General features: G+C 70.8%; 25 protein-coding genes. 9 read left to right on the forward strand and 16 right to left on the reverse strand.

Features of this window, described 5'->3' with window-relative positions; genetic code table 11:
* The first annotated feature begins 39 nt into the window (after positions 1–39).
* Positions 40–1,539, forward strand: a complete 1,500-nt coding sequence (locus H4W31_RS07145) for a hypothetical protein (protein WP_192765936.1) — start codon at positions 40–42, stop codon at positions 1,537–1,539.
* Positions 1,540–1,554: 15 nt separating this feature from the next.
* On the opposite strand, the gene H4W31_RS07150 is transcribed toward H4W31_RS07145, so the two are convergent.
* The gene (locus H4W31_RS07150) at positions 1,555–2,706 is read right to left on the reverse strand and encodes a MalY/PatB family protein (protein ID WP_192771902.1); all 1,152 of its coding nucleotides are present in this window, start codon (positions 2,704–2,706) and stop codon (positions 1,555–1,557) included.
* 128 nt (positions 2,707–2,834) lie between these two features.
* On the reverse strand, positions 2,835–3,350 hold the full coding sequence (locus H4W31_RS07155) for a hypothetical protein (RefSeq protein ID WP_192765937.1): 516 nt from the start codon (positions 3,348–3,350) through the stop codon (positions 2,835–2,837).
* 43 nt (positions 3,351–3,393) lie between these two features.
* On the opposite strand from H4W31_RS07155, the gene H4W31_RS07160 reads away from it, so the two are divergent.
* Together H4W31_RS07160 and H4W31_RS07165 are read left to right on the forward strand one after the other, a co-directional pair.
* Positions 3,394–3,654 (forward strand): cell division protein SepF, encoded by a 261-nt coding sequence (locus H4W31_RS07160; protein WP_192765938.1) that lies wholly within the window; start codon positions 3,394–3,396, stop codon positions 3,652–3,654.
* Between the two features lie 23 nt (positions 3,655–3,677).
* Entirely contained in the window at positions 3,678–4,019 is a 342-nt protein-coding gene (locus H4W31_RS07165; RefSeq protein ID WP_192765939.1) for a hypothetical protein, read from the forward strand.
* On the opposite strand, the gene H4W31_RS07170 is transcribed toward H4W31_RS07165, so the two are convergent.
* The 4 genes from H4W31_RS07170 to H4W31_RS07185 are packed head-to-tail and all read right to left on the reverse strand — an operon-like array spanning position 3,985 to position 5,406.
* Positions 3,985–4,182, reverse strand: a complete 198-nt coding sequence (locus tag H4W31_RS07170) for a DUF397 domain-containing protein (protein ID WP_192765940.1) — start codon at positions 4,180–4,182, stop codon at positions 3,985–3,987. The genes H4W31_RS07165 and H4W31_RS07170 overlap by 35 nt on opposite strands.
* Before the next feature lie 27 nt (positions 4,183–4,209).
* Entirely contained in the window at positions 4,210–4,398 is a 189-nt protein-coding gene (locus H4W31_RS07175) for a DUF397 domain-containing protein (protein ID WP_192765941.1), read from the reverse strand.
* Positions 4,399–4,417: 19 nt separating this feature from the next.
* Positions 4,418–4,612: a DUF397 domain-containing protein gene (locus tag H4W31_RS07180; protein WP_192765942.1), complete on the reverse strand. Its 195-nt coding sequence runs from the start codon at positions 4,610–4,612 to the stop codon at positions 4,418–4,420.
* Positions 4,603–5,406 carry a helix-turn-helix domain-containing protein gene (locus H4W31_RS07185; RefSeq protein WP_318783062.1) on the reverse strand — a complete coding sequence of 268 codons (804 nt, stop codon included), beginning with the start codon at positions 5,404–5,406 and terminating at the stop codon, positions 4,603–4,605. Before H4W31_RS07185 ends, H4W31_RS07180 begins: the two co-directional genes overlap by 10 nt.
* Positions 5,407–5,807: 401 nt before the next feature.
* Here H4W31_RS07185 and H4W31_RS07190 point away from each other — a divergent pair, with 401 nt between their 5' ends.
* Positions 5,808–6,113 carry a hypothetical protein gene (locus H4W31_RS07190; protein ID WP_192765943.1) on the forward strand — a complete coding sequence of 102 codons (306 nt, stop codon included), beginning with the start codon at positions 5,808–5,810 and terminating at the stop codon, positions 6,111–6,113.
* Here H4W31_RS07190 and H4W31_RS07195 read toward each other — a convergent pair.
* From H4W31_RS07195 to H4W31_RS07235, 9 genes are all read right to left on the reverse strand, one after another.
* Entirely contained in the window at positions 6,090–6,656 is a 567-nt protein-coding gene (locus H4W31_RS07195) for a hypothetical protein (RefSeq protein ID WP_192765944.1), read from the reverse strand. The genes H4W31_RS07190 and H4W31_RS07195 overlap by 24 nt on opposite strands.
* A gap of 76 nt (positions 6,657–6,732) precedes the next feature.
* Positions 6,733–8,634, reverse strand: a complete 1,902-nt coding sequence (locus tag H4W31_RS07200) for an ABC transporter ATP-binding protein (RefSeq protein WP_192765945.1) — start codon at positions 8,632–8,634, stop codon at positions 6,733–6,735.
* 186 nt (positions 8,635–8,820) lie between these two features.
* Positions 8,821–11,163, reverse strand: coding sequence for an endopeptidase La (gene lon / locus H4W31_RS07205; RefSeq protein WP_192765946.1), 2,343 nt, complete (start codon positions 11,161–11,163; stop codon positions 8,821–8,823).
* A 148-nt stretch (positions 11,164–11,311) separates the two neighbouring features.
* A complete protein-coding gene (locus H4W31_RS07210; protein ID WP_318783063.1) occupies positions 11,312–12,478 on the reverse strand; it encodes a PP2C family protein-serine/threonine phosphatase in 1,167 nt (388 codons plus the stop codon).
* A gap of 145 nt (positions 12,479–12,623) precedes the next feature.
* Positions 12,624–13,661, reverse strand: coding sequence for a GAF domain-containing protein (locus H4W31_RS07215; RefSeq protein WP_192765947.1), 1,038 nt, complete (start codon positions 13,659–13,661; stop codon positions 12,624–12,626).
* 43 nt (positions 13,662–13,704) lie between these two features.
* A complete protein-coding gene (locus H4W31_RS07220) occupies positions 13,705–14,736 on the reverse strand; it encodes a LuxR C-terminal-related transcriptional regulator (protein WP_192765948.1) in 1,032 nt (343 codons plus the stop codon).
* A 264-nt stretch (positions 14,737–15,000) separates the two neighbouring features.
* The gene (locus H4W31_RS07225; protein WP_192765949.1) at positions 15,001–16,065 is read right to left on the reverse strand and encodes a fibronectin type III domain-containing protein; all 1,065 of its coding nucleotides are present in this window, start codon (positions 16,063–16,065) and stop codon (positions 15,001–15,003) included.
* Positions 16,066–16,229: 164 nt separating this feature from the next.
* Entirely contained in the window at positions 16,230–17,264 is a 1,035-nt protein-coding gene (locus tag H4W31_RS44155) for a cellulose binding domain-containing protein (protein ID WP_192765950.1), read from the reverse strand.
* A gap of 125 nt (positions 17,265–17,389) precedes the next feature.
* On the reverse strand, positions 17,390–17,686 hold the full coding sequence (locus H4W31_RS07235; protein WP_192765951.1) for a hypothetical protein: 297 nt from the start codon (positions 17,684–17,686) through the stop codon (positions 17,390–17,392).
* 125 nt (positions 17,687–17,811) lie between these two features.
* On the opposite strand from H4W31_RS07235, the gene recD2 reads away from it, so the two are divergent.
* Together recD2 and H4W31_RS07245 are read left to right on the forward strand one after the other, a co-directional pair.
* Positions 17,812–20,070: an SF1B family DNA helicase RecD2 gene (gene recD2, locus H4W31_RS07240; protein WP_192765952.1), complete on the forward strand. Its 2,259-nt coding sequence runs from the start codon at positions 17,812–17,814 to the stop codon at positions 20,068–20,070.
* A 90-nt stretch (positions 20,071–20,160) separates the two neighbouring features.
* A complete protein-coding gene (locus H4W31_RS07245) occupies positions 20,161–20,724 on the forward strand; it encodes a CGNR zinc finger domain-containing protein (protein ID WP_192765953.1) in 564 nt (187 codons plus the stop codon).
* 57 nt (positions 20,725–20,781) lie between these two features.
* On the opposite strand, the gene H4W31_RS07250 is transcribed toward H4W31_RS07245, so the two are convergent.
* Positions 20,782–21,528, reverse strand: a complete 747-nt coding sequence (locus H4W31_RS07250; protein ID WP_192771905.1) for a prepilin peptidase — start codon at positions 21,526–21,528, stop codon at positions 20,782–20,784.
* Between the two features lie 718 nt (positions 21,529–22,246).
* Here H4W31_RS07250 and H4W31_RS07255 point away from each other — a divergent pair.
* Genes H4W31_RS07255 through H4W31_RS07265 form a run of 3 tightly spaced genes read left to right on the forward strand, consistent with a single transcriptional unit; the run spans position 22,247 to position 24,377 of the window.
* Positions 22,247–22,810, forward strand: coding sequence for a hypothetical protein (locus H4W31_RS07255; protein WP_192765954.1), 564 nt, complete (start codon positions 22,247–22,249; stop codon positions 22,808–22,810).
* Positions 22,804–23,724 carry a hypothetical protein gene (locus H4W31_RS07260; RefSeq protein ID WP_192765955.1) on the forward strand — a complete coding sequence of 307 codons (921 nt, stop codon included), beginning with the start codon at positions 22,804–22,806 and terminating at the stop codon, positions 23,722–23,724. Before H4W31_RS07255 ends, H4W31_RS07260 begins: the two co-directional genes overlap by 7 nt.
* On the forward strand, positions 23,721–24,377 hold the full coding sequence (locus H4W31_RS07265) for an SAF domain-containing protein (protein ID WP_404825563.1): 657 nt from the start codon (positions 23,721–23,723) through the stop codon (positions 24,375–24,377). Before H4W31_RS07260 ends, H4W31_RS07265 begins: the two co-directional genes overlap by 4 nt.
* The last annotated feature ends 2 nt before the right edge of the window (positions 24,378–24,379 follow it).

Here is a 24,379-nt window from a genome sequence, read left to right on the forward strand (position 1 = left end):
CCACCGGGCGGCGTCGTACCGGCTCCGTAGCATGCCGGCATGCCGACCACGTACCCCGCCGAGATCCGGGCCGGCAGCGTTGCCGCGATACCCCTGCCGCTCGGCGGGTACGGCGCCTGCCAGGTCGTCAGCGTCGCGCCGGACAGTGTGCTGGTGCACCTGCTGGACTGGTATTCGGCGGAGGTTCCCACGTTGGCGCAGCTCGCCGGGGCCGGGCCGATGCGTCTCGACCACCACGCGCACAACGGGCGGCCGGACGGCGTCGGCGTGTTCGCGCACCACCCCGTGCCGCCCGACTTCGCCTGGCTGGGCGCTCAACCGCTGCGCCCCGAGGTGCCGCCGACGTCGAACGGGTACACCGGATGGTCGTACCTGCCGAACCAGGTCGTACTGCAGCGACGCTGGGCGCGACTGCCGGCGGCGACGAAGGCGGCGTACCGGGCGGGGGCCAGCCGTGGCCCGGTTCGGGTGGACCTCGGCGGGCAGCCGGCGGAGCTGGGTGCGGCCGTCGGGCGGCTCGACCTGACCAGGTCGCCCCTGGTGCCGGCATCGGGCGAGGTCCGGTGGGCCGGGCTGGACGCGCTGCCCCGGTGCACCACCCTCGTCTGGTCGGGACCGGACCGGGGCCTGTCCGATTTCCTCGCGACCCGACCGATGTTCTCCTGTCTGAGCTGGCGGAACGCGCCGCCCGAGGTGGACCTCGGCGACTCCGGGCTGACGGACCTGACGTTGTCCGGCTCCGATCTCCGAGCCGTACGGCTGCCACCCGGCCTGCTCGGTCTCACCCTGATCGGCGACCTCCCGGGCAGCGTGCTGGCGGCCGAGCAGGGTCACTGGCTCAACCTCACCGTCGAGGTTCCGCCGGTGCCGGTCCCGATGCCGGACGGACTGCGTGGGGTACGACGCCTCGTGCTGCGCGGCGACGGGGAGATCCTTGCGGCGCCCCTTGCGATGCTCAGCGCACTCGAAACGCTCAGCATCGGGTGGCAGAAGCCGCCGGGCCGGCTCGTCGAGCCGGACGCGTTGACATCGCTGCACCGGTTGCACAGTCTCCAGCTCGACGACGGGTACGGCTACGACGCGGCGACTCTGCCCGACCTGCCGGGGCTGCGCCGCCTGGAGGTCGACGGGCTTCCCCGCTCGGTCGTGGCCCCGCTCAAGGCCCGCTACCGGAACACCGAAGTCAGCCTCACCGTGCGCGGCGCGAAGTCCGACACATGGCTGGCCGCCAACATCGGCAACCCGTTCCGCGACTGGGTCGACGACGACCCGCGCGGCGGGGCCGCCGCCTGCAAGGCGTACGCCGCCGCGCTGCGCGCCGTCGACCGACTGCCCGCCGACGCCCCGGGCCGGTCCGAAACGGTTAAGCAGATCCTGAAGACCTTGATCGACGCGCTGAACCGGATCGACGAGAAATACGAATTCATCGACACCGTCGACCGGGAACAGGCCGGTGACGCCTTCGCCGACCTGGCCCGGAGGGCCGGCGTACCCGCCGACCAGGCCGAGAACTGGTTCGACAGGTGGCGGGACTTCTGAGCGACGGCGGTCGGCTCAGCGCAGTGCGACGGCCATCCGGCGTACGGCCTCGGTGACCAGTTCCTCGGAGGTGCCGAAGTTGAACCGGACGTGTCCGGTCCCGCCGGTGCCGAAGACCGCTCCCGGCACCACGGCGACCCGCCCACGTTGCAGGAACACCTCGGCCGGATCCGCGCGCCGATCGTCGGTCCGGTCGTCGGTCAGCTCCAACTCCCGGCAGTCCAGCCAGGCCAGATAGGTGCCGTCCGGAATCCGGTACCGGATCTGCGGCAGTTGATCGGCGAGCAGGGTGCCCAGCAGTCGACGGTTGTGGTCCAGGCCGGCCAGCAGGGCGTCGAGCCACGGCGTGCCGTACCGGAGCGCGGCCACGTGCGCGATCACGCCGAGGTGGCTCGCCCCGTCGCCGGCCACCGTCGGCATCCGGGCCAGGTCAGCCGCGGCCTCCGGGCCGGCGACCGCCACCGCGGCCTTCACCCCGGCCAGGTTCCACGCCTTCGACGCGGAGAGCAGCGCGAAGCCGCGTTCACTGCCGGGCAACGAGAGGTACGGCAGGAACGTCGCCCCGGGATGGACCAGCGGGGCGTGGATCTCGTCCACCACCACGCGTACGCCGTGCCGGTCGGCCAGCTCGGTCACCATCGCGAGTTCGTCGGCGGTGTGCACGGTGCCGGTCGGGTTGTGCGGGCTGCACAGCAGGAAGGCCGCCCGTCGACCGCCGGCGACGGCTTCGGTGAACGCCCGGTCCAGCGCCTCCGGGTCCAGCCGGTGCTCCGCACTCAGCGGCGCCTCGACGACCCGTCGGTCCATTCCGGCGATGAAGTCGAAGAACGGCGCGTACACCGGTGGGTTGATCACCACCGCGTCGCCGTACCCGGTGACCAGCTTCAGCACCTCGACGATGCCCAGCATCACGTCCGGCACAAGCGCGGTGTGCTCGGTGTTCGGCGTCCAGCCCCAACGCGTGGCGGCGAACTCGGCGAGCGCCTCGGCGTAGTCCGTACCCATCGGGTAGCCGGTGTCGCTGAGCGCGATCGCGTCGGTCAGCGCCTCGGCGACCGGCTCGGCGAGCGGTACGTCCATCTCGGCGACCCAGGCCGGAAGGACGTCCGGCGGGTACCGCCGCCACTTCTCACTCGTACGGCGGCGGAGGTCCTCCAACGACAGCATCTGCAAGGGGTTGCCCACACCATCACGCTATAACCGGTGTACGTCGGCGCCGGAACGGGCACCTTCGCCGTCCTGGAAGCGCCCGAACTGCTCGTCGACGACATCGGGCCCTTCCTCCGCCCGCCGCGTCAGCCGGTGCCGAAGACCCGGTCCCGGTCGAACGGACTGTCGGAGGCATCGTCGCCGAACAGCTCGGCGACGATGCCTCTGGCGCTCGGATCCCGGGTCGGCATCCGGTTCCCCCGACGCCACTCGGTGTCCCAGGCCCCGTCGCTGTGGATCGCGAAGCCGTCCGGAAGCAGCCGGTGGCAGCGGAGCAGGATCGCGGTCACCGCGAGATCGTACGGGTGCCGACCGGTCTTGCAGAACCCGACCACCCGACCGTCGCTGGTCAACTGTCGGTTGCCCGGCCAGCGCGGCGCCAACACCAGCGGCTCGCAGTACTCCTCGTCGTCCACGCTGCCGTTGACGGCGATCACCTCGTACTCGGGCGGCAGCGTCCCCTCGAACGGGTCCCGGCAGAGCCGTACGCCGGCCGCCTCCACCTGGTCGAGGATCAGCGCCGCGTCCGTCCGCATCCGGGGCCAGGCCTGACGGAACGGCGCGCTTTCCGGTGCGTACGAGAAGTAGTGGGTGTAGCCCATGCCAAGGATTGTCGCGCCGCGCGGCCCTGGAGTTTGCCCCTGGATGGAGGAGACTGATGCGATGGTCAAGACGCTGCATCCACGGAGCTACGACGATGTGACCCACGTCGGCCACTACTTCTGCCACGGTTTCGCAGTGGTGATGGACCTGACGGGCCTGACGGACGCGGACGCGATGCCACTGGTCGACTTCGCCGCCGGTCTGGTCGTCGGGCGCGACGGCGCCATGGAACGGGTGGCTCCGAAGGTGTTCCTGCTCCGGCCCCGGGAGACGTTCCGGTCGGTGGCGCAGCGTCCGGCCTAGCTCCCCGCCACGAGGAGTTCGCAGTGCAACGGCCAGAGTTGATCGCCGCCCTTCGGCGCGGAACGCTGCTCGTCGCGCCCCGCCCGGCCGTACAGCCGACCTGGCGCGCCTGGGTGTCCGTGGCCGGACCCGCCAGCAACGACACCGGACCCGGCTGGCGCAACCGCGACCTCACGCTCTACTGGCAGGTGCGCGAGTGGGATCCCCTCTACCTCGCCGAGGATCTGTGCTGGGCCGAGAACGACGGCATGCGCGCCCTCGAACGGCACACCTCGGACGGTGAGGAACAGCTCTGGGCGATGGTCGACCGGTTCGGTGGCAGCACCGCCTTCACCTACCCGTGGTACACGGACTTTCCCGGCTGACGAACGCCCGCCACGCCCCCGGAGCGAAGACCAGCACCGGACCGGACGGATCCTTGCTGTCCCGCACCCCCACCACACCAGGCACGTTGAGTACCACCTCCACACACGCCCCCTGGGCGTTGCTGCGAACGCTCTTGCGCCAGCAGGCACCAGTCAGATCCATCTCTTGGCCACCTCCGCTACAAACCTGTCAACACCGAATTTCCCGGCCCACGAAGGCCCGCCACGCCCCCGGAGCGAAAACGAGCACCGGGCCGGACGGATCCTTACTGTCCCGCACCCCCACCAACCCAGGCAGGTCGAGCGCCACCTCCACACACGCGGCCTGGTTGGATCCGCTACGGCTGCTCTTGCGCCAGCCGGCGCCAGTCAAATCCATGTCTTGGCCACCTTCGCTATCAACTCGGTCGGCACCGACTGTTCTGGGCCACGAACGCCCGCCACGCCCCCGGGGCGAAGACCAGCACCGGGCCGGACGGCTCCTTGCTGTCCCGCACCCCCACCACACCAGGCAGGTCGAGCGCCACCTCCACACACGCGCCCTGCGAACTGCTTCGGATGCTCTTGCGCCAGCGCGCGTCGCTCAGATCCATGTCTTGGCCACCTTCGCTATCAACTCGGTCGACTGCGGCAGGGTAAGGGCCTCGGCGAGGATGTCTTCCCAGTGCTCCCGTACCTCGGCCACATCGTCTGGTCGTGCTACCACCTGACCCCGGAGCCGGTCTTCGAGGTACAGGACCTCTTCACGCTCCGGCAGCGTCGCGATGATGAACGGCCCGGTAAGGCCAGCGTACGCACCGACGCTCGATGGAACGATGTGGATCCGTGTCCGGCAACGTTCCTCGTTGAGCCCTGCCAGGTGGAAGAGTTGCTCCCGCATCACCGCAGCTCCCCCGACAGCCCGATGCAGCACAGCCTCGTCCAGCACAACCATGAGCTGCGGCGAATCGTCACTCGACAGGCGCTTTTGTCGTTCCGCACGAGCCAGGACCCGGGCCTCGATCGCCTCGTCCGTCAGCCGACCATCGCTGCTGATGATTGCCCGGCCGTACGCCTCGGTCTGAAGTAGACCGGGCACGAAAGCCAGCTCGAACCAGCGCAGGAAGATTGCCCGCTGCTCGTTCGCAACCCATTCCGTGAGCCACGGTGGCGCAGTGTCGGACTTGATCACCTTTTTGAGCAGCCGGACGAAGATGCCGCCGGTGTTGAAGCGCTTGTCGATCGCGGCGAGATAGTCCTCCTTCGGGGACCGGTTGCCAAGTTCCACCGCGCTCACGTGTGAGCCCGAAAAGTTGATCAGTTTCCCGAAGTCGTCCTGGTTCAGTTTCGCGCTCAGCCGTACGTGCCGTAGTTCGTCGAGCAGAAACTCCGCCGCCGAGGTCCCCACGCTCCCCACACCCTTCCCCCAACTCGTCCAGCCCACGCCACAGCGCTTCTACCAGGCTAAACAGGCAGGCTCTCAGAAGGCTACGGCTGTCGATTCCAGCTATCGATCGTAGTGGTGTCCATAGCAGAGTGTCAGCAGCGGAACCGTTCGGATCCATACCGATCAAGGACGGGCGGAACCGCGCGGGGGCCGTACCGGAAATCGCCCTTCCGCCCGTACGCCCCCGCTTCCAATTCGGAGGGAGTCCGGATCGTGAAATGGCTACGACGTACCCCGAAAGAACATCGGCGGGACTGGCGCCGGTTGTGGCGCTACTGCCGTTGCGGCGGACGCCGGGGTTGCCGCAAGGCGAAATCCCCGCCGAACCCGGGCCACTTCCGCCCACCCACCGCACAACCCCGATGACCGCCCCGGGTGCCGGGCGGGCCCATGTGGCGCAGCGGCCGATCTGGCTCTGCCGGGCGTGTGGCGCGGAATGGCCGTGCCTGACCGCCCGCAGCCTGCTGCCGATCGACTACTACGCCGACCCGCTCGCGCTGCGCGTCCACCTCGCCACCCTGCTCCAAGATGCGGTCGAGGACCTTCGACGCCTCAACCCGGAGCCGGGACCGGACCTGGCCCGGATGTACGCCCGCTTCCTCGGCTGGATCGAACCACGCCGGCGCATCATCCGGGCCCGTCGGCTACGGCAACTGCACGGGATATGACCCGGGCCCGTACGGCATCGAGCTGGGCTGCACCGGGTAGGTCTCCCGGCGCTCGGCCTGGGCGAATCCGGCGGACCGGCTGTCCACCTGTGGCCAGCCACCGGCCTCGTGGAACAGCCGCATCGCGGTCGCCACGACCTCGGCCAGCGACTCGTTGGCCTCGATCTCGACGCTGGCGCCGGGGGTGTCGATCCGGACCTTGGTCGGGTGCGATGAACCGCCGCTGGCCGAGGCCGGCCGTTCCGACTTTCCCGGTTCCGGATCGGGCGTTGACGACGCCGAGTTCGAGGTCGCCGGTGCCGGGTGCGACGGATCGACGGCAGCCGGTGGGGCTGGAGGCTCGGGCAACGGTGGCGGTTCCGGCATGGTCTCTGGGGGCGGCGACGTCTCCGGGGGCGGCAGCTGCTCCGGCACGGACGGGGTCTCCGGCACGGGCGCGGTCTCCGGTGGCGACGGCTGGGCGGGAACCGACGCGCTGGGCGACGGCAGGGCGGGGAGCGACGCGGCAGGCGGCGGCTCGGAACGGGGTGGCTCACTCGTCACGGGGTCATTGTCCGGCCGAACCTCGCCGGCCCGCCACGGCGGTCCCGGTACCTTCCCGACTCGATCCTCGACCAGCTCAACCGGGCACCAGTTCGCTCCGGTCGGCGTCGACCCGGTCGCCCTGGTCGAACTGGGTCCGGTACAGCTCCTCGTACCGGCCACCGGTGGCGAGCAGTTCGTCGTGGGTGCCGCGTTCCAGGATCCGCCCGTCCTCGATCACCAGGATCTGGTCGGCGGCCCGTACGGTCGACAGCCGGTGCGCGATCACCAGGGCGGTACGGTCGGCCAGCGCCTCGCCGAGCGCCGCCTGCACCGCCGCCTCCGAGGTCGAGTCCAGGTGTGCGGTCGCCTCGTCCAGGATCACCACCCGGGGGCGGGCCAGCAGCAGCCGGGCGATGGTCAGCCGTTGCCGTTCGCCGCCGGAGAGCCGGTACCCGCGCTCGCCGACCACGGTGTCGAGTCCGTCCGGAAGCCCGGCGATCAGGTCGGCGAGCCGGGCCCGGCGCAGCGCGTCCCAGATCTCGTCATCGGTCGCCTCGGGCCGGGCCAGCAGCAGGTTCGCCCGGATCGACTCGTGGAACAGGTGCCCGTCCTGGGTGACCAGGCCGAGGGTGTCCCGGATCGAGTCGGCGGAGAGATCCCGGACGTCCTGCCCGGCGAGGCGTACGGCTCCGGAGTCGACGTCGTAGAGCCGGGGTACCAGCTGAGCGATGGTGGACTTGCCGGCACCGGAGGAGCCGACCAGCGCCACCAGTTGGCCCGGTTCGACCTTGAACGACACCTCGTGCAGTACGTCGACCCCGCCCCGGGTGTCCAGGTTCGCCACCTCCTCCAGCGAGGCCAGCGACACCTTGTCGGCGGACGGGTAGCCGAACCGCACCCCGTCCAGCTCGACCGAGACCGGCCCGTCCGGGACCTGCCCGGCGTCCGGCTTCTCGGTGATCAACGGCTTCAGGTCGAGCACCTCGAAGACCCGTTCGAAGCTCACGAGTGCGCTCATCACCTCGACCCGGGCGCTGGCCAGGGCGGTCAGCGGGGCGTAGAGGCGGGTGAGCAGCAGGGCGAGCGCGACGACGGCACCGGGCTCCAACTGCCCGCGCAGGGCGTAGAAGCCACCGAGGCCGTACACCAGGGCGAGCGCCAGCGCCGAGACCAGGGTGAGCGCGGTGATGAAGACCGACTGGACCATCGCGGTGCGTACCCCGATGTCCCGGACCCGGCGGGCGCGCTCGGCGAACTCGGCCGACTCGGCCGCCGGCCGGCCGAAAAGCTTGATCAGCGTCGCACCGGGTGCGGAGAACCGCTCGGTCATCTGGGTGCTCATCGTCGCGTTGTGGTTGGCCGCCTCCCGCTCCAACCGGGCCAGCCGGGTGCCCATCCGGCGGGCCGGCAGCACGAAGACCGGCAGCAGCACCAGCGCGAGCAGGGTGATCCGCCACGAGATCCCGATCATCACCACCAGGGTGAGGAGCAGCGTGACCAGGTTGCCGACCATGCCGGAGAGGGTGTCGCTGAACGCCCGCTGCGCGCCGATGACGTCGTTGTTCAGCCGACTCACCAGGGCCCCGGTACGGGTCCGGGTGAAGAACGCGACCGGCATCTTCTGCACGTGGTCGAAGACGGTGGTACGCAGGTCGAGGATCAGGCCCTCACCGATGCTCGCCGACATGAACCGGGTGAGCAGCCCGAGGCCGGCCTCGGCCAGCGCGACGACCGCGATCAGCACGGCGAGCCCGATCACCAGGTCGGTTTCGGCGCCGTTGACGATCGCGTCCACCACCCGGCCGGCGAGCACCGGGGTGGCCACCGCCAGCACCGCCATCACCACGCTGAGCAGCAGATAGTTCGTCAGTCGCCGACGATGTCGCTGGGCGAAGCCGCCGATGCGCCGCAGCGTCGCCATCGAGAACGGCCGCTTGTCCTGCTGGGCGTGCATCGAGTTGTACATCGACATCCACGCCGTGACTTCCATGTCCATCGCATGCCCCCCACCGGTCGGACACGCGAACCGTACCGACAGCCACCGACAGTAGGACCTCAAGCATCGTTCAGGTCAACGTATTTAGCCGGGAAGTCGGGAGCTGGACAGCCGGCGGCCGGGGGGATGGACAGCCCGAAGGGGCGCCCTCCGGATGGAGGACGCCCCTTCGGGTACCGCTTCGGCTCAGGCCGCGGCGAGCGCCGGGCCGTCGACGGTGCCGAGTACGCCCGGGTCCTCGGCCGGCCGCAGGGCCAGTGCGAGTACGTCGGCGACGTCGGCGAGGGTGTGCACGGTCAGTTGCTCCCGCACCTCGGTCGGCAGGTCGTCGAGGTCCGGCTCGTTCCGGGCCGGGATGATCACCTCGGTCAGACCGGCCCGGTGCGCGGCGAGCAGCTTCTGCTTCACCCCACCGATCGGCAGTACCCGACCGGAGAGGGTGACCTCACCGGTCATCCCGAACTCCGGGCGTACCGGCCGGCCGCTGGCCAGCGAGGCCAGCGCGGTGACCATCGTGATGCCCGCGCTCGGGCCGTCCTTGGGCACCGCACCCGCCGGAACGTGCAGGTGGATCCGCCGCCCGGCCAGCGCGTTCGGGTCCAGCCCCAGCGCCCGGCCGTTCGACCTGAGGTAGGAGAGCGCGATGTGCGCCGACTCCTTCATCACGTCGCCGAGCTGTCCGGTCAGGGTCAGCCCCGGCTCGCCCTCCATGCTGGTCGCCTCGATGAACAGCACGTCACCGCCGGCTCCGGTCACCGCCAGCCCGGTCGCCACCCCGGGCACCGCCGTACGCTCCGCCGACTCCGGCGTGAACTTCGGCCGTCCCAGGTAGCTGGCCAGGTTGTCGGTGTCGACCCGGACCGGTCCCTCGGCTCCGGCCAGTGCCACCGCGACCTTGCGGAGGATCTTCGCCAGCGCCCGTTCGAGCTGCCGTACCCCTGCCTCGCGGGTGTGCTCGGCCGCGATCCGGCCCAGCGCCTCGTCGGCGATGCTCACCTCGTCGGCGGTCAGTCCGGCCCGCTCCAACTGCCTCGGCAGCAGGTGGTCCCGGGCGATCGCAACCTTCTCGTCCTCGGTGTAGCCGTCGAGGGTGACCAGCTCCATCCGGTCCAGCAGCGGACCGGGGATCGCGTCCACCACGTTGGCGGTGGCCAGGAAGAGCACGTCCGACAGGTCGAGGTCGACCTCCAGGTAGTGGTCCCGGAACGTGTGGTTCTGCGCCGGGTCCAGCACCTCCAGCAGGGCGGCGGCCGGGTCACCGGCGTACCCCGCCGAGATCTTGTCGACCTCGTCGAGCAGCACGACCGGGTTCATCGAGCCCGCCTCGCGCAGCGCCCGGACGATCCGGCCGGGCAGCGCGCCGACGTACGTCCGGCGGTGGCCACGGATCTCGGCCTCGTCGCGGATGCCGCCGAGCGAGACCCGGACGAACTTCCGGCCGAGCGCCCGGGCGACCGACTCGCCGAGGCTGGTCTTGCCGACCCCGGGCGGGCCGCCGAGGGCCAGCACCGCGCCCGAGCCACGGCCGCCGACAACCTGGAGGTTGCGGGCCGCGCGCCGGTTGCGCACCGCCAGGTACTCCAGGATCCGGTCCTTCACGTCGGCCAGGCCGGCGTGGTCGGCGTCCAGCACCTCCCGGGCCTGGACCAGGTCGGTGTTGTCCTCGGTACGCGTGCTCCACGGCATCTCCAGCACCGTGTCCAGCCAGGTACGGATCCAGCCCGCCTCCGGAGACGCGTCGCTGGCCCGCTCCAGCTTGCCGACCTCGCGCAGTGCCGCCTCGCGTACCTTCTCGGGCAGTTCCGCGGCCTCGACCCGGGACCGGTAGTCGGCCGAGCCGTCCGGCTCGTCCTCGCCCAGCTCCTTGCGGATCGCGGCGAGCTGCTGACGGAGCAGGAACTCGCGCTGGGACTTCTCCAGCCCCTCCCGCACGTCAGAGTTGATCTGCTCGGTGACCTCCTGCTCGGCCAGGTAGTCCCGAACCCAGTTGACCAGCAGTTCGAGCCGGCTCGTCACGTCCGGGGCGGTGAGCAGTTCGATCTTCTGTTCCAGGGTGAGCCACGGCGCGTAGCCGGCCGAGTCGGCCAGCTCGGAGAGGTCGGTCATCCGCTCCACGGCGTCGATGACCTGCCATGCGCCACGGTCCTGGAGCAGTGACGTCACCAGTGCCCGGTACTCCCGGGCGAGTTCCTTGGCCCGGCCGGCGGGCGCGGGCTCGTCGATCTCGACCGTCCCGACCCAGAGCGCGGCACCGGGACCCGGCACGCCGGACCCGACCCGGGCCCGGGACAGGCCACGGACCACCGCGGCGGGTTCACCGCTGGGCAGCCGGCCGACCTTCTCGATCGCGGCGACGACGCCGACGGAGCCGTACTCGCCATCGACCCGGGGCACGGCCAGAAGCTTCTTGTCGCCCGTCGCCCGGGCGGCGTCGACGGCGGACTGGGTGGTCGCGTCGAGGGTCACCGGAATGACCATGCCGGGCAGAAGGACAGCGTCGGTCAGAGGAAGAACCGGAAGAGTTGCCATCAAACACCTGCCATCGATTAGTTGAGCTTGTACGACTCAAGTAACAAATGGTGCTCCGTGTTCCGGCATGTGACCCAGGCCACGTCCCGAGCTGGTCGACTGCGCCGAATGCCCAGTTCAGGACGCTCGACCCCGTCGACTGACAAGATCAGTCCGGGGTCCATTCCACGAAGAGCGCGGTCGCGTCGTCCTGGAGCCGGTCGTTCTGGTGCCGCAGGATGGCGCCGACCAGCCGGCGCATGCTCTCCGGCGTCGGCAGGCCGTCGGCGAGCGCCCGGGTGACCAGGTCGACCAGCCGATCAATGCCGAACATCTCGCCGGTCTCGGAGCGCGCCTCGATGACCCCGTCGGTGTAGAGCAGCAACTGGTCACCCGGATGCAGCATCTCCTCGACCACCCGGGGCCCGTCGGCGGACAGGTAGTTCAGCCCGAGCGGCAGCGCCGTCGGTGCCGGCAGTTCCCGAACCAACCGGCCGCCCCGGAGCAGCAGCGGCGCCGGGTGCCCGGCGACGACCAGCCCGAGCGCCCCGGTCGCGCAGTCCAGTTCGGCGAGTACCGCACTGGCGAAAGTGCCCGGTCGGTGCGCATGGATCAGCTTGTCCACGCTGCGCGCCGTGTCCCGGAGGTCGAGCCCGCAGCGCCGGGCGTTGCGGTACGCCGACAGGCAGAGCGTGGCCAGCAGACTGGCCTCCGTCCCGTGTCCGACGGCGTCGAAAAGCGCCACCGAGAGCAGGTCACCGTTGAGGGCGTAGTCGAACACGTCCCCGCCGATGTCGTAACAGGGCTCCAGGATGCCGGTGACCATCGCCCGACCGGCGGTGAAGCTGAGCGGCGGCAGCTGGCTCCAGACGATCTCGGCGGCGAGCTGCATCGGCTCGCGCCGCCGGATCCGCTCGATCTTGTCGCCGTACGCCCGGCGGCTGATCAGGAGCTGCGCCACCACGGCCGCCAACTCGTCCGCGACGTCCCGTAGCTCCCCGGGTGCCCCGGTCGTGGCGATCTCCAACACGCCGAGCCGATGGCAGCCGTCCACCAGCGGCACCCACAACCGACCCACCCGGCCGGCACGGCGGTGCGTACGGCCGGCGGTGAAGGCCCGCCCGGCCAGGCTCCCCTCCACCGGCAGCGGTCGGCGGCGCGGCACGCCGGGCTCGTCCAGGGGCACGAGGAACGTCTGGTTGTAGTCGATCACGTAGACGACGATCTCGGTGGCGCCCAGCGCCGGGGCGACCGCCATCACCGACCGGGGCAGGTCGTCCAGCCCGGCACACGGCACGTCGGCGAGCAGCCGGCGCAGCTCGGCGAACGGCTCCACGAAGCCACCTCCCCCGCGCCCGGGGTGGGCACGCGCCCGCCAACGGTACGGTGGTCACCGGCCGACCAGCAGCCCGGTGCCGATCGGGGCAGGTGCCGGGGTCAGGTCGATGGCGCGGTGTGATCAGGGCGACGGCGCGGCTTGGTCAGGGCGACGGCGCGGTGAGCCGGTGCGGAATGAACCATCCCCAGCGGGCCGCCCGCAGCAGCGCCGAGTGCAGGTCAGGCGCACCGAGCCGGGCGGTGATCCGGTCGGTCATCTCGGCGACGACCCGCGCCGGAAGATCCATGGCGACCGCGATCCGCTGGTCGAGCCAGCCGTCGAGCAGCATGCCCAGGATCCTCAGCTCGCTGCGGGACAGAACGGGCCGGTCGCCGGGCGGAGCGGACAGCACCACCACGGCGACCAGTTGCGACCGTCCCGGAGGGCAGTTCAGCACGGCAACCCGGACGAAGTCGTCCCGTTCGTCGGCCTCCGGGTACGGCCGGACCGGCCAGAGGAACGATCCGCAGCCATCGGTCAGGGCCTGCTGCCGGACGGCCACCGGCAGCAACGCCGAGTCCGGCGCGAGCAGGACATGCTCCGGCAGACCGGGTAGCGGCAGGGCCGCGCCGCCCCGGGTCAGCACGACACCGCCCACCGCGTCGCGGACGATCCGGGCCAGCACCGCCACCGACCGGATCGGATCGACCACGGTGGCGAGCCGGGGCGCCAGGGCGCCGATCAGATCCCGCTCGCCGTCGGTCGGATGGTCCCGGTCCTCGGTGTTGAGGACGAGCAACCCGAGATGCCGACGGTCCTGGGCGAACAGGCCTACCGCCAACCCGCCACGGAACCCGGCCGGCCGGTAGTACTCCGGCCACACCGGTAGTTCGTCGAGCGGTACCGGCGAGTCCCGGGCGGACTGCGGAGCGGGCGTCGTACTCAGCCCGCAGAGGTCGACCTGATCCGCGATCTCCGGGGTACCGAGGTAGCGACGGGTGCGGTCGTCGTACCCGGTGGTCGCGAGTCTGACGTACCGGCGACGTTCGTCGTCGAGCAGCCCGAGCCAGGCGGCCTGGAACGGGATCACCTGGCGGAGCAGGGCCAGCAACTCCTCCGGCTGGTCGCCGTGTACCGGAGCGGCGGCGATCTCCGCCACCGCACGGGTGACAGCCCGCACGGACCGGGGAAGACCGCTCATGACGTAACTCCGTAACGAGAAACACCGGTACGGGTCGCAGGGGTCATCGGCGGATCCGGGCCAGAGGCCGTGGGACGTACAGACCCAGGCGCAGCGCCCGGACGGCCGCGAGGGTACGACTCGGGGCGTTCAGCTTGATCAGGATGTGTTCGATGTGCGCGGCCACGGTGCGCTGGGCGATCACCAACCGGTTGGCCATCCGCTGGTTCGACCAACCGTCGACGAGGAGCCCGAGGATCTCCAACTCCCGCCGGGTCAATCCGCGCAGGTCGCCGACGGGAGAGGTCAGCACCACCGCACACAGGTGGGGCGGCGCCGAGGTGGGACAGGACAGTACGGTGATCCGGACGTGCCCCTCGACGCCGTCGGGCGGTCGGTACGGGCACAGGAACGCGCTGTGCACATCGCCCTCGGCCAGGCCCGACGCCGCCACCTCGAGCACCACCGACCCGGACCGCAGCAACGGATGCCCCGCCAGCCCGGGCAGCGGCAGCACGTTGCCGGCCCGGGTCAGCACGACTCCGGCATCCGCGTCGCCGACGATGTTCGACAGGGCCACGATGGAGCGCATCGGGTCCACGGCGTCGGAGATCAACGGCGCGAGCAGGCCCAGAAAGTCCCGGGCCTCGTCGGTCGGGTGCGCCGGATCGTCGGTGTGCAGGGTGAGAAGTCCGAGATGCCGGCCGTCCGGGCTGAACAGTGTGATGCCGACACCCTCGCGGAAGCCCGCCGGAGCCAGGTGCTCCGCCCAGGACGGCAGTTCCTCCGGCGGAAACGGAGTGTCGCGGACGCACATCGGCGGGCGATCCCGATCCATTCCGAGCAGCTCCATCTCGTGGTAGTGCTCCGAACTGCGCATGTACGCGAGGGTGGGCTCGGCGTAGCCGGACTCGCCCAGGAGCGCGAACTCCCGGAGTTCCGGATTGAGGACGTACATCATGGAGCCCGCGTACGGCACGAGCCGGTGCAGCACGGTCAGGAGTTCCGACGCCCGGTCGGCCGCCCCACCGGGCAGTGCCGTGATCCGTTCCACCTCGACGGCGATCTCTGCCGCACCGGGTGGCAGGTCAGCCATCCCCTGTTCCGGTACGCCGAAGATCCGACATTGCGATCCACTCCCTCGCCGTATCGGTAGTCCTGTCAATCGACAGAAACGCGCTGGTGCGGTTACCTAGGAGAACGGCGAGTGATGCCCCAGGACTCGGCGACCCGTACGAAAGGAACCCGGTTCCGACCGGTCGGGTGGCGGAGGGGCAGCCAACGTGGAGGGCGCGCACGCTCCGGCGCGCCCTCCGCCCCTTTCCGGGTCGTCGCCTCGAACAGAAGTCCGAGAAACCGGCTAACCGGCCTGGCACCTCCTGCTGTTCAGCCAGTAGTCGGTCGGCGTCACGGACATCGACGTGACGTAGCCGAGCGTGGCGGTGCCGCCCGGTCGGATCGTGGCGTTGTGCCGGGCGTTCTGCACCGTGATGGTGCCGTCGCCCCGGCCGATCAGCACCGCGCCCCGGAGGGCGTGCAACCGTTGCTCGGCCGGGAAGTTCCAGGTCAGCGTCCAACCATCGACCGCCGTCGTGGCGTGGTTCACGATCAGCAACTCGACCTGCGTACCGCCGGGCCACTGGCCGCCGACGCGGTACCGGACGGTGCAGATCGGGTCCGGCTCGCTCGCCGGCAAGGTGGTCACCGTGACCGGCTCGGAGAACGCCGAGTAGTTGTCGGCCTCGTCCCGGGCCCGCACCACGAAGGTGTACGTCGTAGCCGGGGTCAGACCGCCGACAACGGTTTCGCTCGGGCCCCTCGGAATCTGGTTCACGTCGCGGACGAGGGTGTTGCCGGCGTCGGTGACCTGGAAGATCTGGTAGATGTCGAGTTGGATGTTCTCGACCGAATGGACCCAGCTCAGCTTCACGGTCCGGTCGGTGATCTCCGAGGCGACCGGTCGGCCCGGAGTGGTCGGCGGCTGATCGTCGCCGGGCGGCATGGTCACCAGCCGAGCCGGCGGAGACGGGGACCGGTTGCCGGCCGCGTCGACCGCCGTGACCCTGAAGGTGTAGCTGCCCGAGGGCCGGAGGTTGTCGAACCGGATGCTGTTGGTGCTGGTGAACGCCGATCCTCCGGTGTCGAGGTAGAGGTACGAGACCGCGTACTGGACGACGCCGATGTTGTCGGTGGAGGCGGCCCAGGTGAGGACGACCGAGGTGTTGCTGATCTCGGCGATGGTGATCGGGCCGGGGGCGCTCGGTGGCTCGGTGTCCTCGACCCCGGCCGAGGCGGCGTACCCCGAGGCGGGTACGGAGGCGGACGCGGGTACGGAGGCGGACGCGGCGATCAGGGCGCCGGCAAGGACGGGCACGCTCAGGCACCGGGCCCACCAGCGGACCGGCCGGGACGGACGATTTCCCACGATGGATCCCTCGCTCTCGGCTGCTGCGCCGGGAGGCCCCCGACACCCAGGGATTCATGATGACCGATGGGTACGGAACCGACCACCGCGGATCGGACCAGCTCGCGGAAGCTGGCCCGATCGGAGTACGCGGCTGGCCGAGGTGACGTCGGGCGGGCGGCGGGCTATCCGGCCCGACAGGATTGACCGTTGAGGGCGAACGCGGTCGGCACGGCGGACCCGCGGGCGACGTATCCGATGGCCACCGTGCCGCCCGGTCGGATCGTCGCGTTGTGCCGGACGTCCCGGACCGTGACCGTGCCCTCGGTCTGGCTGACCAGCGCCGCTCCCCAGATCGAGACGATCCGCTGCGAGCTCGGGAAGGACCAGACCAGCGTCCAGCCGCTGATCGCCGCCGGGCCGGTGTTCGTGATCACCAGCTCGACCTGCGACCCACCGGGCCACTGCGAGACGGTCCGGTACCGAGCGGTGCAGGCGGGCGTCGGCTCGGGCGCCCGGCCGGTGGTCACCGTGACCGGATCGGACAACGCCGAGTAGTTGCCGGCCTCGTCGAGGGCACGCACCGCGAAGGTGTACGTGGTACCCGGGGTCAGCCCGGCGACCGACGCCGACGTCGAGGGGTAGGCGGGCGGAAGCAGCGGCACCCGGGCCACCACGGTGTTGCCGGCCGGGGCGATCGAGAGCACCTCGTACTGGGCGAGCAGGACGTTGTCGGTCGACGGGCTCCAGCCGAGGCTGACACTGGTCTCCCCGACCAGACGTACGGCCAGCGCGGCGGGTGCGGTCGGCGGCTGGCTGTCGCCCGGCGGCATGGTGAAGCGGAGCGACGGCGGCGCGGTCGAACGGTTACCGGCCGCGTCCACGGCCCACACACCGAAGGTGTACGTCCGGGACGGCAGCACTCCGGTGATCAGAATGCTGTTGGTGGGAGTGCTCCGCATGATGCCGATGTCCGTGAAGATCTGCGAGACCTGGTACGAGGCCACCGCGACGTTGTCGGTGGAGGCGGCCCAGGTGAGCAGCACCGAGTTGGCGGTGGTGTCGACGACGGTGATCGGACCGGGAGTGCTCGGCGGCTCGGTGTCCTCGGCCGCGGCGTACGCCGCAGTGCCGCTCCCGGCGATCAGGGCGGCGGCAACGACGGGCAGGATCAGGGTACGGGCCCACCATCGGGCCGGTCGGGACGGACGACTGTGCACAGTGGACCCCTCGCTCTCGACTGCCGGCGCAGGGGACACTCCCCCTGGGCGCCAAGACATTCATCGTGAACGATGGGCGATGGACCAGGAACCACCGCCCGGCCATTACTTCACCGAGCGGCACGCTAGACGCGGCGCAGTTCTCCGGTCTCGTCGAGTTCCCGTACCCCAGCTCGGCCGAACTCGGGCTCGACCGACTCCCGGAACACCTCCGGGATCGGCCGGCCGGTCGCCGCGTACAGGCGTTTGATCGCCGCGCCGGGTCGGCGGATGTCGTCCAGCATGCCCGGGTTGATCCGGTCGAACTCGGCCTCGATCAGCCGGGTGACCGTCTCCTCCGCGCTCTCGCTCCGGTTGACGGCGAGCATGACCAGCAGCTCGTGCAGTTCACCTTCGATCACCACAGCGCGCTCCGCTTCCATGGCATCACGCTAAGCCGGCCCGCCCGCGTCCGGGTCGGGATCACCCCAGCTAGCGACGCCCGGTGCCAGCGGTGTCGAAGCGACGGCTGATCAGGTTGCGGATCGGCGTGCTGCATGATGCTCGGGTGACGGCACGGCAGGCACCGACCGCGGAGCAGCGCCCCACCGACCGGCCCCCGGGAGCGGTGCTGGAGGCGGTGCTGGAGCGGATCACGTACGCCAACGAGGAGACCGGCTACACCATCGCCCGGTTCGCCACCGACCGGTCCGGCTCCGACCTGCTCACCGTGGTCGGATCGCTGCTCGGAGTGCAGCCCGGCGAGAGCGTACGGCTGGTCGGCCGGTGGGGATCACATCCGAAGTACGGGCGCCAGTTCGAGGTGCAGTCGTACACGACCGTGTTGCCGGCGACGATCCAGGGCATCGAGCGGTACCTCGGCTCGGGGCTGATCAAGGGGATCGGCCCGAAGATGGCCACCCGGATCGTCGAGCACTTCGGCGTCGACACCCTGCGGATCATCGAGGAGGAGTCCGGCCGGCTGATCGAGGTGCCGGGACTGGGACCGAAGCGTACGAAGATGATCGCCACCGCCTGGGCCGAGCAACAGTCCATCAAGGAGGTGATGGTCTTCCTCCAGGGCGTCGGGGTCTCCACCTCACTGGCCGTACGGATCTTCAAGAAGTACGGCGACGGCTCCATCTCGATCGTCCGGAACGAGCCGTACCGGCTGGCCGCCGACGTCTGGGGAATCGGCTTCAAGACCGCCGACACGATCGCCCAGGCGGTCGGCATCCCGCACGACAGCCCGCAGCGGGTCCAGGCCGGCATCCAGTACACCCTCTCCGAGGCGGCCGACGGCGGGCACTGCTACCTGCCCGAGCCGAACCTGGTGGCGGACGCCGCCGAGATCCTCGGGGTGCCGGTGGAGCTGGTCCGGAGCTGCCTGACCGACCTCGCCGCCGACGAGGGAGTGGTCTCCGAGCAGGTACCCAATCCGAGCACCGAGGGCGGCACGATCCCGGCGGTCTACCTGGTGCCGTTCCACCGGGCCGAGTCCGCGCTCGCGGCCAGCCTGCTCCGGCTGCTGCACCACAGGAGCGACCGGATGCCGGCGTTCGGCACGGTGGACTGGACGAAGGCGCTGGCCTGGCTGCGTACCCGGAGCGGAGCGGAACTCGCGCCCGAGCAGGAGGCGGCGGTCCGGCTCGCCCTGACCTCGAAGGTCGCGGTGCTCACCGGCGGCCCCGGCTGCGGCAAGTCGTTCACCGTCTCCTCGGTGATCCAGCTCGCCGCCGCCAAGGGGGCGAAGATCGTGCTCGCCGCGCCGACCGGGCGGGCGGCGAAGCGGTTGACGGAGCTCACCGGCCATCCGGCGGCAACCGTGCACCGGCTGCTGCAACTGCGTCCCGGTGGTGATCCGACCCATGACCGGGACAATCCGATCGACGCGGACCTGATCGTCGTCGACGAGGCGTCGATGCTCGACCTGATCCTGGCGAACAAGCTCATCAAGGCCGTGGCCCCCGGCGCCCACCTGCTGCTGGTCGGCGACGTCGACCAGCTTCCCTCGGTCGGTGCCGGCGAGGTGCTCCGGGACGTGCTGAACGCCGAGCCGGTTCCCCGGGTCCGGCTGACGAAGATCTTCCGGCAGGCCCAGGAGTCCGGGGTGGTGGTCAACGCGCACCGGATCAACGCCGGCCAGTCGCCGGTCCTCGGCGAGTTCCCCGACTTCTTCCTGTTTCCGGTGGACGAGCCGGAGGCGACCGCCGAACTCGTGGTGGACATCGTGGCCCGCCGGGTACCCCGGAAGTTCGGGCTGCGCTCGCAGGACATCCAGGTTCTCACCCCGATGCACCGGGGCCCGGCCGGCGCCGGCAACCTGAACACCGCGCTACAGCAGGCGCTCGCCCCGTACCGGGAGGGTCGACCGGAACGCCGGCACGGCGCCCGGGTCTTCCGGGTCGGCGACAAGGTGATCCAGATCAGGAACAACTACGACAAGGGCGCCGCCGGGGTCTTCAACGGCACCGTCGGGGTCGTCACCGACCTCTCCCTGGAGAACCGCCAACTCACCGTCCGCACCGACGAGGCCGAGGAGATCGGGTACGACTTCGACGAGCTCGACGAGCTCCAACACGCGTACGCCATCACCGTGCACCGGTCGCAGGGCAGCGAGTACCCGGCCGTCGTCATCCCGGTGACGATGGGGTCGTACACGATGCTGCAACGGAACCTGCTCTACACGGCGGTCACCCGGGCCAGGAAGCTCGTCGTGCTGGCCGGTTCCCGCAAGGCCCTGGCCATCGCGGTACGGACCGCCGGAACCGGTCGCCGACACACCGCCCTCACCCACCGACTGAGCACACCCGACCGCCGACAGTAGCGGGCGAGTGCCCGGTCCCGGGGACGGAACGGCGGGGAATATATCGATAAACGTTGCCGCCGATTGGCGGAAGGTGCGTACCGTGGCGCCATGAAGCAGCCCGGTGACCGTACGCCCGCACCCGGACAGCTCGCGCTCGTGCAGGATCTGTTGAACACCGTCGACATCGAGGCCGACCGCGACCGGCTGCGTACCATCGCCGAACTGGCCGCGTTCGCCGCCGCACACGGCTCGGCCGGACTCACCTTCACCGACTCCGACGTGACCGAGACCCGTCGGTTCCGGGAGGCGTTACGGGACGCCTGCCGGGGACACACCGGCAGCAGGGTGCCGGCCGCGTCGGCCGCCGTACTGCGCTACACGCTCGGCACCGCCCCGCTGGTGCTGACCATCGACGACGCCGGGGCGGCGCGAGCCGTACCGGCGGCCCGGCTCGACGGGTCGGCCGCGCTGATCGCCACGGTCGCGGCGGCGATCCTCGACGCCGTCGCCGCCGAGACCTGGCCGCGCCTGAAGTCCTGCGCGGCGCACCGCTGCCAGTGGGTGTACTACGACCACAGCCCGGCCGGGCGCGGTCGCTGGTGCACGATGAGCATCTGCGGCAGCCGGGCCAAGATGCGCGCCTACCGGGCCGGCCGGGCGGCACGAGGCTGACAGACCTGTTAGGAAGGGCCCCTTCTTCTACAAAAAGCGATAGGAAGGGGCCCTTCCTTACCCGAGGGCGAGCGCGCCGAGGGTGCCGAGGATCAGGAACGGGCCGAACGGAAGGTGGCCGCGCCAGCCGATCCGCCGGGTCACCAGCAGGACGGTCGCGTACAGCGCCGAGCCGGTGAAGGCCAGCAGCAGCCCGAGGACCACCGCCGGCCAGCCCAGCCAGCCGAGCAGCGCGACGGAACTCAGGGCCAGCTTGGCGTCGCCCAGCCCGAACCCGCGCTGCCCCAGCAGCAGGGTGCTCACCCCGAACGACAGGCCCGCGCCGAGCCCGGCGAGCAGGGCCCGCCACCAGGCCGAGGGATCGTCGGCGACCAGGGCCGCGATCCCGAGCAGGGTCAGGGTGCCACCGGCGGCGGCGAAGGTGAGCCGGTCCGGCAACCGGTGTACGGCCACGTCGACGAAGAGCAGCGGTACGGCGCAGCCGGCCCACCAGGCGAACGCGAGCGACTCGACCAGCGGCCGGCCCGCCAGGACCAGTACCGCCACCGCGAGGAGCAGGACGAACTCGACGGTCAGCGGCGGTGCACCGAGTCGGGATCCACAGGTGGCGCAGCGGCCCCGTGGCGAGAGTGTTCCGACCGGACCGGCCGGCCCGATCGGCGTACCGCAGCTGTCGCAGCCGGTTCGACGCGGCTGGCCGTACGGGACCGACTCGGTCGCGATCAGCCAGCGCAGTGCCGGGGCGATGGCGAGCGCGGCGAGCCCCCGGGCCGGCCAGGAGGCGACCGGCGCGGGTCCGGTCACCGGTTCGCGTCGCGAGGTGGTGATCCGCACCTCGACCTCCTGTCGCACGCCGGCGGGATGGGCCGGGATCGGGGCGGATTCCAGATACGTAGAGTAACTTCATGATCGCTAACAACTGATCTTCGCAGCGTACGGCGCACTCCGGGGTCGCCGTACCGGCGTGTCGGGATGGATCGCCGAACCCCGGTACGACGACCGGAGGCGCCCCGCAGTACCCGGGGTACGGAAGCTGTCAGATCATCGTCATTCGCCGCAATTCGCCCCGTCGGGCCGGCAGAATCTGACCAGAACGACCCGTCATCCATCCGGGACGGAAAACCATTGATCACATTCAACCCATCGATTGACACCATAGGACTCCGATGTTGATCGACCACAAAGATCGCTACCGTCCGTATTCTCTGAATTAGCCCCTGTTGCATCGTCGCCGGTCAGCCTATGCTCGCCCCTTGGACGACGCACAACTGTCGGCGAGCAGTGGACGGAATGATCAGCCGACAATAACGGCGCCGTAAAACTAGATCGACTAAACCAAATGTGGATGCAGCGGCGCCGGGCCCGGTCGAGGGCCTCCGGGGCGGAGCGGCCGTGCCCACGTCCCGCCGATCCGGCGGGGCACCCCGGGTGCTCGCAGTCACCCGGCGGCAAGCGGCGGAGCATGAGCCGGCAGGTGGCGGAGCAGTGCCGGCAAGCGGCGGAGCATGAGGAGGAGAGACCGTTGCGAACGCGGCAACTGGCCACCCTCTCGACCGCGCTGCTCGTCGTGGCCCTGATCGCCGCCGGGACCGGCTGCGGCAGCCGGACGGAGCCCGGCACGCCGGGCGGCGGTACCGGGGCCGAGGCGGCGGCCAGCGCCGACACGGATGCCGCGGCGGCGGAGAAGTCCGCACTGGCCGCCTATGCCGGCTATCTCAACGCTTCCCGAAAAGCGGAGTTGGCCGGCAATCCACTTGATCCGGAACTGCGGAAGTATCTTGCCGATCCGCTGCTGACCCGGGTCAGGCTCACCATTCGCGACGCGAAGGAGCACGGCGCGATGCGCACCGGAAAGCTCGTCTCCAACCCGGCGGTGATCGGAGTCGATCTCGACTCCGATCCCGCCACGGTCTCGATCCAGGACTGCATCGACACCACCGGCTATCGGCTGATCTACAAGAAGAACCGGGCCGTGGTGCCCGGCTCGGCCGGTGGGCGCCACCTCGCCACCGCCACCGCCACCCGGTACCCGGACGGACGATGGCTGATCAATACCGGTGCCGTACACGAGGACCAGCCGTGCTGACCCGGCGGGTGCTCGGTGCCGGGGCCGCCGGGGTGCTGGTCCTGGCCGCCACCATCGTGCTGACCGGCGGTCCCGCCGCCGCCCGCGATCCGGTGGCGGAATGCCCGCCCGGGCAGGGCAACTGCGACGTCTGGGAGCACCTGCCCGGCGAGCCGGGCGACGACGACAGCGGCGGCTCGGACGACGGCGATGGCGGCGGCTCCGGCGGCGGGGACCGGGTCTGCAAGAAGGACGACGGCACGGTCGTCCCCTGCTACGACGAGTTGCGCGGCTGGTTCAACAGCGCCGACGACTGCTACTACAAGCGGATGGAGCCCCAGTCGCCGGAAACGCCGGCCGGGATGACCAGCTATCTGAAGACCTGTGGCGGGCCGGCGACCGCCGAGCCGGTCTTCCTGGCCGACCCGCCGGCCGGCTTCGAACCGCCGGATCCCCGGGAGATGGCGCTCGATCTGCTCGCCGGGCTGGACCTGGCGGCGCCGCAGATCCGGACCGCCCCGAGCGGCACCGCCGGCCTGGTCGGCGTACCGGTCTGGCTGTACGACGCGTCGAGCTGGGCCCGGGTCGGAGCCGACGCCAGCGCGGGCGGCGTCACGGTCGAGATCGAGGCGATCCCGACGAAGGTCGTCTGGGACATGGGCAACGGCGACCCGCCGGTGACCTGCACCTCCGCCGGCATCCCGTTCAAGGCCGGCCAGCACGACCCGCGCCGACCACCTGCCGGAGCCTGCACCTACGACGGCTACCCACGGTCCAGCCAGGGGCTGCGCGACGGGAAGTACCAGATCACCGCCACCAAGCACTGGACCGTGCCGTGGAGCAGCAGCACCGGCGACGACGAGCCGCCGCTCGCCGCCCAACTGACCACCGAGGGCTCGATCCAGATCGACGAACTCCAGGTGGTGACCAGGTGACCGTGGCGACCAGCCCCACGCTGGGCGGGCCGATCGACGCGCCGATCACCCCGCCCCGGATCGTCCGGCAGCGCCGGATGCGACCCGGTCTGCTCGGCCTCGCCGTACTGCTGATCGCGCTCGGCGGGCTCGGCTCGGCGTTCGCGATCACCTCGGTACGCGCCACCGGCAGCTATTTGGCGGTCGCCCGGGCCGTACCGGTCGGCACCGTACTCAGCGCGGACGACGTGGTCGCCGTGCAGGTCGCCGGTGGACAGGGGCTCGACCCGGTGTCGTCCGACCGGGTCGCCGAGGTGCTCGGCAAGCGGGCGGCCGTGACGCTGACCCCCGGCACCCTGCTGACCATGGCGCAGCTCACCGACAAGCCGCTGCTGGCCGCCGGGCAGCAGCAGGTCTCGGTGGGCCTCAAGCCGAGCGAGGTGCCGGCGAAACGGCTCCGTCCGGGCGACAAGGTGCTGCTGTTCAGCACCCGGGGCGAGAACGACAGCGCCGGGGCACCCGCCACCCGGTTCCAGGCCACCGTCATCGACATGGCCACCCCGGCCGCCAATTCCGTGGTCCTCTACCTCGCGTTGGCGGCCAGGGACGTCCCGGCGGTGGTGGCGCTGGCCGCCGGCGACCGGATCGCGGTCGTACTGAGTGCGGCAGCCTGACC

This window comes from Plantactinospora soyae (assembly GCF_014874095.1).
Taxonomy (GTDB): domain Bacteria; phylum Actinomycetota; class Actinomycetes; order Mycobacteriales; family Micromonosporaceae; genus Plantactinospora; species Plantactinospora soyae.